18 protein-coding genes and 5 pseudogenes are annotated in these 14,298 nt (G+C 44.5%); 7 read left to right on the top strand and 16 right to left on the bottom strand.

Going from position 1 to position 14,298, the window contains the following annotated elements; translation table 11 throughout:
• Positions 1–44: 44 nt before the first annotated feature.
• The 3 genes and pseudogenes from RCG23_RS12560 to RCG23_RS12550 form a co-directional block, all read right to left on the bottom strand.
• Positions 45–416 (bottom strand): DUF423 domain-containing protein, encoded by a 372-nt coding sequence (locus RCG23_RS12560; RefSeq protein ID WP_308179905.1) that lies wholly within the window; start codon positions 414–416, stop codon positions 45–47.
• 67 nt (positions 417–483) lie between these two features.
• A complete protein-coding gene (locus RCG23_RS12555; RefSeq protein ID WP_308179904.1) occupies positions 484–783 on the bottom strand; it encodes a YwdI family protein in 300 nt (99 codons plus the stop codon).
• Positions 784–934: 151 nt separating this feature from the next.
• Positions 935–1,614 (bottom strand): annotated as a pseudogene (locus RCG23_RS12550) (uracil-DNA glycosylase).
• Positions 1,615–1,805: 191 nt separating this feature from the next.
• Here RCG23_RS12550 and RCG23_RS12545 point away from each other — a divergent pair.
• Positions 1,806–2,126: a YflT domain-containing protein gene (locus RCG23_RS12545; RefSeq protein WP_308179903.1), complete on the top strand. Its 321-nt coding sequence runs from the start codon at positions 1,806–1,808 to the stop codon at positions 2,124–2,126.
• Between the two features lie 93 nt (positions 2,127–2,219).
• Here the strand turns inward: RCG23_RS12545 and RCG23_RS12540 are convergent.
• From RCG23_RS12540 to RCG23_RS12490, 12 genes and pseudogenes are all read right to left on the bottom strand, one after another.
• Positions 2,220–3,235 (bottom strand): annotated as a pseudogene (locus RCG23_RS12540) (thiazole biosynthesis adenylyltransferase ThiF).
• Between the two features lie 47 nt (positions 3,236–3,282).
• Positions 3,283–3,375, bottom strand: a complete 93-nt coding sequence (locus tag RCG23_RS26000; RefSeq protein WP_374049830.1) for a MoaD/ThiS family protein — start codon at positions 3,373–3,375, stop codon at positions 3,283–3,285.
• Complete coding sequence (locus RCG23_RS12535) at positions 3,359–3,511, bottom strand: MoaD/ThiS family protein (protein WP_374049829.1); 153 nt, start codon at positions 3,509–3,511, stop codon at positions 3,359–3,361. Before RCG23_RS12535 ends, RCG23_RS26000 begins: the two co-directional genes overlap by 17 nt.
• On the bottom strand, positions 3,504–3,968 hold the full coding sequence (locus tag RCG23_RS12530) for a molybdenum cofactor biosynthesis protein MoaE (RefSeq protein WP_308179902.1): 465 nt from the start codon (positions 3,966–3,968) through the stop codon (positions 3,504–3,506). The genes RCG23_RS12535 and RCG23_RS12530 overlap by 8 nt, the downstream gene beginning before the upstream one ends.
• Positions 3,969–3,986: 18 nt before the next feature.
• A pseudogene (locus RCG23_RS12525) lies at positions 3,987–4,807 on the bottom strand (substrate-binding domain-containing protein).
• A 61-nt stretch (positions 4,808–4,868) separates the two neighbouring features.
• Positions 4,869–5,174: a molybdopterin-binding protein gene (locus RCG23_RS12520; protein WP_308180049.1), complete on the bottom strand. Its 306-nt coding sequence runs from the start codon at positions 5,172–5,174 to the stop codon at positions 4,869–4,871.
• Positions 5,060–5,413, bottom strand: a complete 354-nt coding sequence (locus RCG23_RS12515) for a molybdopterin-binding protein (RefSeq protein WP_308179901.1) — start codon at positions 5,411–5,413, stop codon at positions 5,060–5,062. The genes RCG23_RS12520 and RCG23_RS12515 overlap by 115 nt, the downstream gene beginning before the upstream one ends.
• On the bottom strand, positions 5,410–5,775 hold the full coding sequence (locus RCG23_RS12510; RefSeq protein ID WP_308179900.1) for a hypothetical protein: 366 nt from the start codon (positions 5,773–5,775) through the stop codon (positions 5,410–5,412). The genes RCG23_RS12515 and RCG23_RS12510 overlap by 4 nt, the downstream gene beginning before the upstream one ends.
• A complete protein-coding gene (locus tag RCG23_RS12505) occupies positions 5,772–5,909 on the bottom strand; it encodes a hypothetical protein (RefSeq protein WP_308179899.1) in 138 nt (45 codons plus the stop codon). The genes RCG23_RS12510 and RCG23_RS12505 overlap by 4 nt, the downstream gene beginning before the upstream one ends.
• A gap of 110 nt (positions 5,910–6,019) precedes the next feature.
• On the bottom strand, positions 6,020–7,153 hold the full coding sequence (locus RCG23_RS12500; RefSeq protein ID WP_308179898.1) for a molybdopterin molybdotransferase MoeA: 1,134 nt from the start codon (positions 7,151–7,153) through the stop codon (positions 6,020–6,022).
• A 56-nt stretch (positions 7,154–7,209) separates the two neighbouring features.
• A pseudogene (locus tag RCG23_RS12495) lies at positions 7,210–7,745 on the bottom strand (molybdenum cofactor guanylyltransferase).
• An 84-nt stretch (positions 7,746–7,829) separates the two neighbouring features.
• Complete coding sequence (locus RCG23_RS12490) at positions 7,830–7,976, bottom strand: hypothetical protein (protein ID WP_308179897.1); 147 nt, start codon at positions 7,974–7,976, stop codon at positions 7,830–7,832.
• Positions 7,977–8,139: 163 nt separating this feature from the next.
• Between RCG23_RS12490 and pdxK the strand changes: the two genes are divergently transcribed.
• From pdxK to bshB2, 3 genes and pseudogenes are all read left to right on the top strand, one after another.
• A complete protein-coding gene (gene pdxK / locus RCG23_RS12485) occupies positions 8,140–8,949 on the top strand; it encodes a pyridoxine/pyridoxal/pyridoxamine kinase (protein WP_308179896.1) in 810 nt (269 codons plus the stop codon).
• Between the two features lie 178 nt (positions 8,950–9,127).
• Positions 9,128–9,474 (top strand): annotated as a pseudogene (locus tag RCG23_RS12480) (YojF family protein).
• A 32-nt stretch (positions 9,475–9,506) separates the two neighbouring features.
• Positions 9,507–10,169, top strand: coding sequence for a bacillithiol biosynthesis deacetylase BshB2 (gene bshB2, locus RCG23_RS12475; RefSeq protein ID WP_308179895.1), 663 nt, complete (start codon positions 9,507–9,509; stop codon positions 10,167–10,169).
• A 58-nt stretch (positions 10,170–10,227) separates the two neighbouring features.
• Here bshB2 and RCG23_RS12470 read toward each other — a convergent pair whose 3' ends face one another.
• Positions 10,228–10,668, bottom strand: a complete 441-nt coding sequence (locus RCG23_RS12470; protein ID WP_308179894.1) for an SRPBCC family protein — start codon at positions 10,666–10,668, stop codon at positions 10,228–10,230.
• A gap of 258 nt (positions 10,669–10,926) precedes the next feature.
• On the opposite strand from RCG23_RS12470, the gene RCG23_RS12465 reads away from it, so the two are divergent.
• From RCG23_RS12465 to RCG23_RS12455, 3 genes are all read left to right on the top strand, one after another.
• Positions 10,927–11,379 (top strand): cytochrome C, encoded by a 453-nt coding sequence (locus RCG23_RS12465; protein WP_308179893.1) that lies wholly within the window; start codon positions 10,927–10,929, stop codon positions 11,377–11,379.
• A gap of 21 nt (positions 11,380–11,400) precedes the next feature.
• On the top strand, positions 11,401–13,269 hold the full coding sequence (gene nosZ, locus RCG23_RS12460; RefSeq protein ID WP_308179892.1) for a Sec-dependent nitrous-oxide reductase: 1,869 nt from the start codon (positions 11,401–11,403) through the stop codon (positions 13,267–13,269).
• A gap of 452 nt (positions 13,270–13,721) precedes the next feature.
• Positions 13,722–14,288: a hypothetical protein gene (locus RCG23_RS12455; protein WP_308179891.1), complete on the top strand. Its 567-nt coding sequence runs from the start codon at positions 13,722–13,724 to the stop codon at positions 14,286–14,288.
• The last annotated feature ends 10 nt before the right edge of the window (positions 14,289–14,298 follow it).

Raw genomic sequence — 14,298 nt, 5'->3', positions numbered from 1 at the left:
GCATGCAAGCGCACGCTCCTTCTTTTTATTTCAAAAACTGTCTTTTATAAATATTTTACCGCGCCAACAATCATCAAAATCCATGCCGCTAAAAAGGCGACGCCGCCCAATGGGGTGATTGCTCCCAGGATTCCGATTTTTGTCAGGCTCAAAACATACAGGCTTCCGCTAAATAAAATAATGCCAATCAGCATCAGCCAGCCTGACCAGGAAAATAATGAACTGGTCGGCATCTTTCCTAACAAAATCGCAACAACTAAAATGCCTGTTGCATGGAACATTTGATAGGTAACACCCGTTTTCCAAATATCCAAATACTTCGGTTCAAGCTTATCTGCCAAACCGTGTGCTCCAAATGCCCCTAGTGCTACCGCTAAAAAAGCGTTAATTGCCCCAATAATAATGAATAATTTCATTTTCTCTTCCCTGCTTTCTAAAAATCGGTTGTTTTCGCATTAATTATTGTTTTTAGTCTAAAAGAGCCTAAAAATCAAATAATGAATCTCCATTCGCTTGGTCTTCATCCAATTTTTTAGGCTGATTCACCGTAAGCGGCTGCGCGAATGTCTGTGGTTGTGGAAATACCGGCTGCTGGGAAAAAGACTGCGGTGCCGGGGCGGAAAATGCCTGATTTCGATTACCATTGCCCTGTTCCAATATCAGCTCGCACAATATTTTAATAGAGTAGATTTTTTCACGAAGGTTCTCTTCCTTCGAACTGCTTTTTGCCTGTTTTAATTCGTCTTCCATTTTTGCTAAAAGAGTCTGGACCGATATATTCAATTAAACTCCTCCTAAAACAAGGAATAGCTTTTTATTCCTTTTTACATGTTTGATTATAATGCTTCAACCCGAGAAAAACAAAAGCTATCCCTTCGATTGGAGATAGCCTTCGACATTTACCCTCGTTTCACGTGAAACAAGTCAATCCATGTCATTTTTTAGGAATCGACCAGTCTATTTCCTTCTGATTTAGCTGCTTCAAATATCGGTTCGTTTTTGAAAATGGCTGACTGCCGAAAAAACCGCGCCTTGCTGACAGTGGGCTTGGATGCGGCGAAGTGATGATTGGATGTTTATTCGTATTAATGAGCGGAAGCTTGCTTTGGGCAGGCTTCCCCCACAGGATAAAAACAACTGGCGTTTCCCGCTCATTTAATAGCGAAATCACTTTATCTGTGAAGGTCTCCCATCCCTTTCCCCGATGGGAATTTGCTTCCCCTGATCGGACAGTGAGAACAGTATTAAGCAGCAGCACTCCCTGTTGGCCCAGCTGACCAAATAGCCGTGGTCTGGAATTTTTGCTCCTGTATCGCTGTGAAGCTCCTTATAAACATTTTTCAGTGACGGCGGAATATCGACCTCCGGTTTTACTGAAAAACTAAGCCCGTGAGCCTGGCCGGGACCATGATATGGATCCTGCCCAAGTATGACGGCTTTAACATCATCATAATCTGTATAATTCAAAGCATTAAATATATCTTCATTGAGCGGAAACACAGTGTTATTTTCATATTCCCCTTCTAAAAAATCAGAAAGGCGGCCATAGTATTCTTTTTCGAACTCTGCACTTAAAAGGTATCCCCACTTATTTTGCAATGGATTCTCGAGCATAAAATCCCCCCTCGCTTCTTCTTTTCCCTCTTATTCTAAAATCTATCAAACCCTATGGAAATATTTTCGCACCCCTATTCATATTCAGCAAATGTTTATTAGCTTGTAAAAAGGTTATATAACTAGTATCCAAACGGAATCAACTTACCCAAATATTTTTGGATATTTATATTCTTAAGGAGGAATTTATTATGACAAAAGTTCAAGTAGTTGAAAATGGTGTACAGGCAATGGAAAAAATCGAATCACTTCAGACGGAAGGTTTTTTGAAGGAAGAAATCTATCTTTTTGCTCACGACGAAGACCGCTCAGAGCACCTGACAGAAGCAACGAATACAGGTGAAGTCGGTATTGGTGAGCAGGGTGTTTTTAGTGCAGTCGGCAATCTGTTTAAAAAACGCGGCGATGAACTTCGCTCCAAATTCGAGTCCCTCGGCCTATCTAAGCAGGAAGCAGAGAACTACGAAAGAGAGCTAGACAAAGGCCGTCTTGTCCTCGTCGCCTGCAAGTAATAGAGTGACAGGCACCTTCCATATTTTTGGAAGGTGCCTGTCACTCATCTTGGAAAAACCCCCGTACCTCAACCGGTGCGGGGGTTTTTGACATTAGCCGAGAATTCGTTGATAAACGGATTTTGCATGAACAAGGTCCTTCGTGCCGTGGATCATTGCCCTGCCATCTTTAAAAATGACCATTCGTTCCTGTCCGAGTTCTACTGAAATTAAGTAGGGATTGCCCTTCACCCCATATCCTAATGAAGATAGCTGGGCAGCCAATTCCTGCAATGAAATTTCCCCCTGGACAGAGGGGCGGATTTGAACGGTATCCCTGCCGCATAGTACTGTGGTTTTCGTCATGTTTTCAGCATCAAGATAAGGATAAGTCCGGTTTTCCCCGCACGACAGGCAGCCTTCGCGCTTAGCCCGGGACATTTTCATGCTTGTGTATTCGTTCCTCCACAAATCAAAGCTCACAAAGGAGGTCCGGACAGCCGCCCAGTCTTCAGTGAGTATCTTAAGGGCCTCCGCCGTCTGATGGGCAATAACCATTTGGACTGCAGGCGAAATGATTCCCCCTGTGTCGCATGTCATTCCTTGGAGCGGTATGGCTCTTAATAAACAATTCAGGCACGGCGTCTTTCCAGGGATAATTGAAAAACTCATGCCATAGCTGCCGACGCACGCACCATAAATCCAGGGAATCGTGTATTTTTGAGATACGTCATTCATTGCCATTCTTGTTTCAAAATTATCTGTTGCGTCGAGGATTAAGTCCACTCCCTGTGCCAAATCCTCCAGCACTTCCGGTGTTGCATCGCCAATGATAGAGACCACTTCAACATCAGAATTGATGGCCCTGAGCCGCTTTTCAGCAGCAGCAGCCTTAGGAAGCTTTTCGGCTACGTCTTCCTCCGTATAAAGCTGCTGGCGCTGCAGATTGCTTGCTTCCACATAATCCCTGTCAATAATCGTTATTTTCCCAATGCCGCCGTGCCATCACCTCGGCATTGCCTGAACCCAGTGCCCCTGCACCGATGATCAGTACATGCTTGGACATAATTTTTTCCTGGCCTTTTTCCGATTCCAGGAAAGAGGACCTGCCGTGAGTATCGTTCATTCATGATGATGTCTTTGTCCCCTTTCAAGAATCCAGTTTAAAAGGCCTCGCTCACCCTCCGCTTACAGGAGGAATGAAGGCGACCACGTCGCCATCCTGGATGAGTTCTTCATTCCCTGCAAATTCCTCATTGATGGCCGCCATCACTGTTTCCATTTTCAGGCGATTTTTCAGCAATCTCTGTTTTTAATTGGGCTATTGTCTTGCCAGCTGCCTCCATATTCACAATTTCCTCGCCAACAGAATCACGTAAATGGGCAAAAAACATCACTTTATTCATTTAGATCCTTCTCCTCCGGCTTTCCTTTCGGGTAAGCCACGGTTTCCTTCTGGTTGCCAATCCATTCTTCTCCATCCTCCCAATGCTCTTTTTTCCAGATTGGGACGATTTCCTTTATCCGTTCAATCGCATAACGGTTCGCTTCATAAGCATCCGTACGGTGGGGCGTGGATACAGCAATGACGACGGCAACATCTGTGATATCAAGACGTCCAACGCGGTGTGTGATTGCTGTCTGTGCTCCTGTCCATCGCTCTTCGATTTCTTTCCCGATTTGCTCCAGCTTTTTTACCGCCATCGCTTCATATGCTTCATATACTAAAAATAATGTTTTCTTTCCATGCGTTAATTCCCTGACTGTACCGATAAAGGTGGTGATTGCCCCAGCCTCACGCTGGACCACTTTGTCGATGACAGCCTGGATGTCGATCGGTTCTTTTGAAATTTCATAGTTCATCGATTTTCCACCTCTTCACTAAACCTGTAACGGAGTCTTCGGTATAGCATTTTCCACAACTTGATACCCGCCAATTTTTTCAACAGCGTGCCTGAATTCAGGCGATTGGATAACTGATATTAATTGCTTCCCTTTTTCACTATGAAAAAATTCAGTCGTCATGACTAAATCATACTCTTCATCTGCGATTGGGACAAACGATAAGCCCATTGCTTTCGCAGCCGGATAGATGCCCAGCCCGACAGCGTTCCGGTCTCCCTTTACCTCTGCAGCGACAGCCAAATGCGAGAACATTTCACGGCTGTATCCGGTAATTTGTTCGGTAGAAATTCCTGTTTCTTTTAATAATAAATCAAACAGGATTCTTGTTCCGGCCCTTTTTGCCGGTTAACAAAATGTGCTTCCTGGTTCAGAAGGTCTGCCGCCTTTTCAATGCCAAACGGATTACCTTCCGCCACAATCCATCCCTGTTTCCTTTTTAAAAACGGATAGAGGACGACGTCCATTCCTGACAATAATTTATTTACATATGAAACATTATATTGTTTCGTTTCCGGGTCAAGCAAATGGATGCCTGCTACATGGGCTTCTCCTTTACGAATCGCCATGATACCGGCCATGCTTCCAACATGGGATGACACAATCTTCATGTCATGGCGCTGTTTTTTTATATGGGAGGAAATAAGGTCGATTGTTAAATCGTGGCTGCCGCTGAATACGATGCTATTTCTTATTTCTTCGAGAGGTCTGAGAAGTTCCACCTCTGCGATCTCGCCCTGTTCAAAGCCCACCACATCCGCGGGCACGACCAGCAGCCCATCGGCACGGACATACGACATCGTAACGCCTGCGCCCTTGTCAGCGGGTTTGCCACGAATTGTCCATTCACATAGCCAATATTCATTCTAACAAAATCCTCTGCCCCCATCGTGGACACAATCCGGCGGCCAATTTGACAGGAATCGTTTGCCTTTTCGGTTCTGGAAGCTGTAAGTACTTGCAAATAAGCGGCCTAACAAACCACTCAAGCGCCAAATAAGCAGACACAGGATAGCCTGGTACCCCAACAATCATTTTGTCATTAATTTGCCCTAGAATAACCGGTTTTCCTGGCCTTGTTGCCACACCATGGGTAAAAACGGTTCCGATCTCCCCGATAATATGTACAGTGTAATCCTTTGAACCGGCTGAAGACCCCGCATTGATGACGACAATATCAGAGGCTTTGGAAGCGGCAAAAGAGCTTCTTTAATTTTTTCGGGCTCATCTTTCACAATGGGATGGAGAATCGGTTCTCCGCCCCACTCTTTTATAAAATTTGCAAAGACGGTCCCATTGAACTCGATAATCCTTCCTGAAGACAGTGCTGCATCCGCAGAAACAAGCTCATTACCGGTCGGTATAATTGTCACTGTCGGCTTTTTTGCAACAGGGATGGTTGTCACCTGTGCGGCGAAAGGACGCCCAGGTCGGCAGGCCTCAAAATATGTCCCTGCGGAAACAGCATTTCCTCCTGGACAATATCTTCACCAATTGGCCTGATGTGCTGCCACGGGGTGGCGGGTTCAATAATTTCAATGGTTTCTTCATCGATCACATTCACATGTTCAATCATAATAACAGCATTAAAGCGGCCTGGTATCGCGTTTCCTGTATCTACATAGCAGAATCGCTCGCCCTCTTTTAGAAAAAGCGGATTTTGTTCATGGGCACTGTATGTATCTTCCGCCAGTACGGCAATTCCATCCATGGCCGAGGCATGATAATGGGGCATGGATGTATTGGCAAAGATCGGTTCTGCCGTCACTCTGCCCAGGCCTCCGTTGCCGGAATATATTCTGTTTTCAAAGGCAGCTGAAACGCCGCAAGCAGTTCATTTTTTGCCGTCTCGCGGGGCTTGTCTTCCAAATAAATTTTACGTCTGTATCGGTTCATATCCATTCTGGCTCCCCCTTATCTTGATGAAATAACAGGAACATATTCTCCCTGCAGAATGCCTTCCTTTTCGGAAATGATTTCAACAATGCCATCACTTTTGACGAGTGTTGTAATCAGGCGGACTTTCCGATAATTGGCTCAGCCCACCATTCACTGTCTTTTTCAAAAAGCCGTACCCTTATATAATCGGACCTCCCTGGAGAGGAAGGAATATTCTTCGTGATTCTCGCAAAAATCCGCTCCGGCTTCTTTTCAAGCACTTCACCCGATAATCTTTTTAAAATACGCTCTCCGAATAAACGGAAAATAATCATTGCAGAGGCTGGATGCCCGGGAAGGCCAATTACAGGCTTGCCATCCGCCATCGCTAATATCGTCGGTTTTCCAGGCTTAACGGAAATGCCATGGACATATACTCCGGGATCTCCCAGCGACTGAATTACATCTGTGGTGTAATCTTTAGCCCCTACCGAACTTCCCCCTGATAGGATTAGGCAATCTGTCTGATCATAAAGCTCTTTTGCCTGTTTTGAGAAGATTTCGAAATCATCGCAGACAATTCCACCATATTGGACTTCGATATTCCATTCACGGGCAAGCCCGGCAATCGTCAAATAATTTATATCCCTGATTTGTCCGGTTTTTAGTGTTTGAGTTTGATAAGGTACAATCTCATCTCCAGAGGAAAGATAGGCTACCTTAATCTTTCGGTATACCTCTACCTCCGTGATGCCCAGGGCGGCAAGTGCACCCAATTCCTGGGGACGGAGCCTGGTCCCTTCCTCCAGCAGGATTTCTCCCATTCGGATATCTTCTCCTGCTTTGATGACATTCTCACCAGGAGCCACTTGCTTGTAGGTATTCAATAAACCCGCAATTTCTTCACAGTGTTCAATCATGATAACGCTGTCACTTCCAGGAGGAAGCATCCCGCCAGTTGGCACGTAAATCGCTTCACCAGAGCCGACAGGTTTGTCTGCTATTTCACCCATCCTAACCTCTCCGGCAACCGTTAAAAATCCTGGCATTGATTCTGTAGATCCGTAGGTATCGCCCGCCCTGACAGCATAGCCATCGACGGTTGAACGATCAAAACCGGGAACATTTTCAGCAGCTTTAACGGACTCTGACAGAACATAATGGAGCGCATCCTCAAGGGAGCGTTTCTCCGTATGCCCTGCCTTCCTTACTTTTTCATCTATTAATGCGAAAGTCTCTTCAACTGTTTTGACTTTAAAGAATTGCATAGTGGTTACATCCTCCCCTGCCCTTTACAAAACTAGGATTGCCCCTGTTTTGATATCTAGTAATCTTCCCCTTGCTGCCCCAGCCACTTTTTCGCTTCTTCATACTCATTCGGATGATTCATATTAAAAAAGATGCGTTCAAGGCGGCTGTTATCTATTCGGAAATCCTTTTCCGTTACATAACGCACGTTTAGTCCATCAAGCAAATGCTTCATCCGAAGCTGATTTGTTTCCAGACATTCCTGAATCCTGAAGGCAATATCCTTTCGATAAACAGCGAATAATGGGTGCCGTTTTCCGCTTATAACGGGAACGGCCGCATCAAAGCAGCGGCCTATGCTTTTTATTAATTCCTCTGCTGCCTCTGCGGAAATAAATGGCATATCGCAGGCAGCCACCAAATTCACATCAAACGGTGATGCCATTAAGCCCGCATGAATACCTGCCAGAGGCCCATTCCCGGAAAACGGTCGGTTACGGTTCTTATATTTAAAAATTCATAGGTTTCAGGATCGTTGGTTACTAAAATAATATTTTCTGTTGTACGCTTCAGTTCATCATATATTCTTTGAATACTTGTTTTTTCGTTCATTTCCAACAGGGCTTTATTGGCACCCATCCTGCTCGATTTACCGCCTGATAAAATAATCGCCCCTGATTTCATGCTGCACCTTCTTTAGTTAGTATGTTTAGTATTTTTCTTTTCCCCGGCTGGATGATACCCATTTTTCTGGGCGACAATATCCAGATGGAGGGTCGTTAAATCAAGCATAGCAGGTGACGGTTTTGAAATAAACTGCTTCGTGTCAATGATTTTAGCCACGGCACTCTTTTTTGGGACTCGCTTAGTCTATCCTTTCAATATTTCGTTAACTATAGGCAACTTCCCTGCAAGATGCCCCAGATTTTTCACATTGCCCCTTACCTGATAATTTCATCTAAATGATTTATAATGAGTTATCAATGCTTTGAAGGAGGTTCACATAATGACGATGAAAAAGGTAATGACGATAGCTGGTTCGGATACGAGCGGCGGAGCAGGCATCCAGGCAGATTTGAAAACCTTCCAGGAGCTCGGCGTTTACGGAATGACCGCCTTAACGACGATTGTCACGATGGATCCAAAAAACCACTGGCACCACAATGTACATCCGATTGAAATTGAAACACTTAAAGTACAACTGGAAACGATCCTATCTGTTGGAATCGATGCTATGAAGACAGGAATGCTTGGCACTGTGGAAATTATCGAGTTGGCTGCGAAGGTAATCGATGAAAATAACTTGGATAAGGTTGTAATTGACCCTGTTATGATTTGTAAAGGGGAAGATGAAGTATTAAATCCTGAAACAGCGGATGCCATGAGGGAGGTTCTTTTGCCGCGGGCGACCGTTGTGACACCAAACCTGTTTGAAGCCGGCCAGCTTGCAAAAAATGGACCGCTGCGCACGATTGATGATATGAAGGAAGCTGCGGTAAAGATTCATGAATTGGGGGCAAAATTTGTCCTGATTAAAGGCGGCAGCAAGCTGAACCACGACAAGGCTGTCGACCTTCTTTATGATGGTAAGGACTTCAAGCTTTATGAATCTGAGATTATTGAAACTACCTACACACATGGCGCAGGCTGTACCTACTCTTCTGCGATTACAGCTGAGCTTGCCAAAGGGAAGGACGTTTACGAAGCAGTCGATGTGGCAAAGGCCTTTATTACAGAAGCCATCCGCCACGGTTTCCGCCTGAATGAATACGTCGGCCCGACCATGCACGGTGCATACCGCAATTTTGGAAAATAAATCAATTAAAAGAGCCGAAGCCCTTCGGCTCTTTGCTATTTTTTAAAAAAATCGCTAAACAAGGCTTCAAATCAAGCAGGCATTTCGCTTTTTTGAATGCATTTTAGTATGATATTTACATTACAAAAGAAAATATTGAAGTGGAATGAATTTGTTAAGCAGAAAGGGGGCTTTGAGAATGGAACCAGTAGACATTAAACAGGTTCAGGAGGCCATCAACCGCATGGCCAACAAGGAAGTATATATCCATTTAGAAACGACGAACGGTGCTTATGCTACCCATAATGATGAAACATTCTTTTCTTCTGGCGCTTATATACGCAATGCGCTCGTACAATATGAGCTGGGGAAAATTACAGGCCCGGTCCGTATCGCGTTGGCTTAAAGATCAGCCTTGGCTGGGTGTATGCCGAAGGAATCACTCACTTTGAAATCGATGAACAAGACCGACTGCTTTTAGCCGGACACGATTTTAAAGGAAAGCTTGCTGTGGCACTTGAAATCAGCAGCACACCCTTTGAGTGATTAAGCCACACCACCTGAAAGGAGAAAGACGAATGGAAAAAGAACGCCAAGTCCTGGTCGTGTTTCCCCATCCTGATGATGAAGCATTCGGCGTATCAGGGACGATTGCAACCCATGTTAACAGTGGGACTCCCGTCACCTATGCCTGCCTGACATTAGGAGAAATGGGCCGCAATATGGGAAACCCGCCTTTTACTAATAGAGAAAACCTTCCGAAAATCAGGAAGAAGGAATTGCAGGATGCTGCTGACATTCTCGGCATTAAGGATTTACGGATGCTTGGACTTCGTGATAAAACGATTGAATTTGAGGATGAGGAGAAGCTATCCAATTTAATTTCCGTTATGATTCAGGAACTGAATCCCTCCCTCATCATTACTTTCTATCCGGGCTATTCTGTCCATCCAGATCATGAGGCAACCGGTGAAGCGGTTGTCAGAGCGGTAAAACAAATGCCTGCTGAAAAACGCCCTAAGCTTCACTGTGTCGCTTTTTCAAATAATTGCGTCCTTGAGCTTGGCGAAGCTGATATCGTCAATAATATCAGCCCAGTCTCGGACACTAAGATTGCTGCCATCAAAGCGCACCGCTCCCAGACTGAGCAGATGTTTGTCAACATTTCCGAAGATGTAAACCAGGATCCTAAAATCAAGGCCTGGCTTAATAATGAACGGTTTTGGACGTATAAGTTTTAACCGGCAAACCGGTGACAGGCACCTTCCAGATTGCTGGAAGGTGCCTGTCACTTTTTTATTATTCACCGTCTTCGAGTGCCTCTTTTAGGCAGCGCAGCTGGCCTCCGTCTTCTTCTTTAATCATTTTCACGATATAGCCCCTTGTCAGCCACATCTTAATGCCCTTCGTCTGGACAAAGGCGCGGAGCTGTACCTGAGTTCCTTCAACAATTTCTTCAAACTCGTATTCATAAATCGTTACAAGCCCATTACTATTACTTCGAGTCGTAAAAGAACGATTCGGTTCAAATTTAATTATTTCTACATCCGCATGAACATTTTTTCCGCGGATCCATCTGGTTTCCTTAAATTTAGAGCCAACCCCTGTCTCCCCGTCTGTCAGCTTTTCCATATCCATCACTGCTGGCATGATCTGAGGAGCATTCTCCATACTGCTTGCATACTGGAATACTTCCTCTACCGGTCTTTCGATTATGATGTTTGCGCTAAAATCCGCCATTTATATCCACCTCTGACTGCCGATCCTCTTTCTATCTTTCTAAGGACCTGGCCACTTTACTTTATTATATAACATTGGCTGAAGTGAAAAAACATCTTCATGCCACCCCTTCTCCCCATTTGGACTGTCTATATATTGTGAAATCCCTTTCACAAATTGTTCACTAAACCAGCCAAAAAGTGTGGCGTACATCACAGGTTTAGATTTCCATCGACTGTACGATGTAATTGTTCGATCCAATAAAAAGGAGGGGAAAAAATGAAGAATGCCATTATTAGTTTTGTCATCAGTGCCTTTGTCGGCCTGGGAATAGGCTACGTGGTGTTTCAGGTATTGGGGGATACCGGAAAACAGCCACAGGCATCTGAAAGTACCGAAAAATCAACCGATGCAAAGGAAGCAGCCAGTACCCCTGCAGAAACGTCAAAGGAAGAGAATAAAACAGTTTCAGTTAATGCTGACATTCTCACCAAAAAGGGATGCCTCGGATGCCATTCAATCGGTTCTTTAAATATTAAGGGCGGCGCCGTTGGCCCGGATTTGTCACAGGCATTTGTGAATGTTGAAGGCAAGCATGGCAAACCGATTGAGGAATTCCTGAAACAGCCTACTTCCGCTGTTATGTCAGGCGTCATCGGCAAAAATCCTTTAACAGACGATGAGCGTAAGCAGGTATTGGATTTGCTGAAGCAAGCATCTGAAGCTAAATAATAAAAAGGTGGTGCAAATTGAATGAAAAAATGGATTCCAATCGCTTCCGGCCTGCTCGCTGGCTTTCTGGCAGCGACCATCTCGTTTGCGGATTTCTCGAATAACTCAAAACGTGAAGCAGAAGCAAGCAGCACGAAAAGCGATGCCGAAAAGGTATATGTTCCTTTTGGCAAAAAAGATGAATACTACTTATTCGCTTCAGGTGGCGATTCCGGCCAGATGTTCATCTATGGCGTTCCTTCTATGAGACATATCCGCACAATTCCGGTTTTCTCCCCGGATTCAGCCACAGGCTACGGCTTTGACGAACACTCCAAGAAATTGATGGGCGACTACACATGGGGCGACCTTCACCATCCGGCCTTCTCAGAAACAAAAGGCGACTATGATGGCAAGTATATGTTTGCCACTGATGTAGGAAACAGCCGTGCTGCCGTAATGGACTTAAAGACCTTTACTGTTAAAGATATCATTAATGTTCCCAACACAAGCGGCCCGCACTGTGCAGCCTTTGTAACGGAAAATACAGAGTATATGTTCCTGCCTACTCGTTTCGCTGTTCCAATCGGCCGTAAATATGTGCCGCTTGACGATTACAGCAAGAAATACCGAGGCGTCATGTCCGCCGTAACCTTCGATCAGAAAAAAGAAAAGCTAAATATTGCTTACCAGGTTGCCCTTCCGCCATGGTCCTATGATTTATCTGATGCAGGCAAAAAAGGCTCTGCTGACTGGGCGGTTATGACCACCTATAACACTGAAGAAGCAACAACCAACCTTGAAATCAATGCCTCTCAGGCTGATCGCGACTACATCGTCCTTTTCAACTGGAAAGAGCTCGAGAAAATGGTCAAGGAAGGCAAGTATGAAAATATCGACGGGCAAAAAATGATTTTCCCTGAAAAGCAAAAAGGCGGCATGTATTTAGTCCCTGTCGCTAAATCTCCGCATGGCGTTGACGTAACTCCGGACGGAAAATATTTTATCGCTTCAGGAAAGCTCGCTCCATCGATGACTGTTTTCTCTTTTGAAAAAGCATTCAAAGCCGTTGAAAACAAGGAATTTGCCGGCGAACGAAACGGCATTCCAATTTTAAAATATGAAAAAGTAATGGAGAGAGAAGTTAACCCAGAAAATGCACTTGGGCCGCTTCATACCCAGTTTGATGATAAAGGAATGGCCTATACAACGATGTTCATATCTTCTGAAATCGTGAAATGGAATCCAAAAACGGGAGAAACCTTAGACCGTGTACCAGTTCAATATTCTCCAGGACACTCTGTTGCTGCTGAAGGAGATACCGTCGCACCTGACGGTAAATATCTTGTTGCACTAAACAAAATTGCCAAGGACAGCTATTTATCTGTGGGCCTTTCCCATCCTGAATCGATGCAATTAATCGATTTGAGCGGCAAAAAGATGAAGGTCATCCAATCTGCACCAGTTAACCCTGAACCGCATTACGCCCAGATGATTAAAGCAGATAAAATTAAAACGATTAATGTTTATCCAAAGGATGAAAAGAATCCAAATGCAGTCTATAAGCAAACCGATGCACGCATTGTCCGCAACGGCAACAAAGTGGATGTTTACGGAATCGCGATGCGCTCTAAATTCATCTTTGACCATAAGGCGAAGCGCCCCGACGTCATCGAAGTCAATGAGGGAGATCATGTATCGATCCACCTGACAAATATGGATTTTGACGAAGATATTACGCACGGCTTTGCTATTAACAGCTATAACCTGAACATGGAGGTTCAGCCAGGACAGGTGAATACAATGAATTTCATCGCGAATAAAGCGGGAACCTATCCGCTTTACTGTTCTAACTTCTGCTCCGCCCTGCACCAGGAAATGACCGGCTACCTGCTGGTTAAACCGAAGTAAATAGAAAAGCGGAAGCGCCCGTTTAGCGACGTAGGGACTGGACCTCTCCGAACGAGATAAATGTAAACTCACCGATTGGCAAGCCGTTAGGCGCAGACAGAGGTGTAGTTGAATTTATGCGTTCAGAATTTAGGATTAAATTCTGATTAGCTAAAGGAAACACGAAGAACGATAGTGATTCGATGTTGACTTATCGTAAGGAGGAAGGAAAAATCATAAAAAAACCTAACTGCCGATTTTTTTAAAAAGCAGATTTTTCCAGAGGGAATTACACTAGTCGCTGGGCGCTAAAGCTAGACAACTGTTCTATTAAAAAGGTCTATTCAATTCTACTAAAACAGAAATATCTGGGATATTGACGCTGATGTCCCTTCTCTTTAAAACTGTCTGGCACAAGCGCTTTTCGAATTAAAATAGCGCTTGTGCTTTTCATAAGAAAGGTCTTGATGTAATTGGCCAGGAATAAATTATCAATTTTTTCTTCGATTCTATTAGGTTTCTCAGCCGTATTGATCGGCATCTCCCTCTTTTACCAGTGGTGGGGGATGGAATTTTACGCTCCCCAGTATCCCGAGGGCTTAAATATCATTGTGTATCCTAACAAGCTTGAAGGCCAGATTGATATTGTGAATGGTTTGAACCACTATATTGGGATGTCTGGATTCAGCGAGGAAAGCTTTCCGGAATTAAGTTATCTGCCATATGTAATCGGCGGATTGGCTGCCCTCACACTTTTAACAGCCCTTCTCAGAAAAAGATCACTGCTTTACGGGCTAATCGGGCTATTTTCTATCGGGGGAATCCTCGGAGTTTACGATTTATATCGCTGGCTTCACGATTTTGGCACGAATCTAAGCCCAAAGGCACCGATTAAAATTGACCCGTTTGTACCTCCCGTTCTCGGGCATAACCAATTAGCCAACTTTAACACCAACAGCTATCTTGGCACAGGATCGTATCTTATCCTGGCTGCCTTTTTTCTGATGCTGATTCCGTTATGGAAGGATCGAAAAAAATGAAAAAAATACT

Origin of the sequence: Neobacillus sp. PS3-34 (assembly GCF_030915465.1) — a bacterium.
Lineage (GTDB): Bacteria > Bacillota > Bacilli > Bacillales > Cytobacillaceae > Neobacillus_A.
Note: the sequence above shows the minus strand (reverse complement) of the source record. Positions and strands in the feature narration are given on the sequence as shown.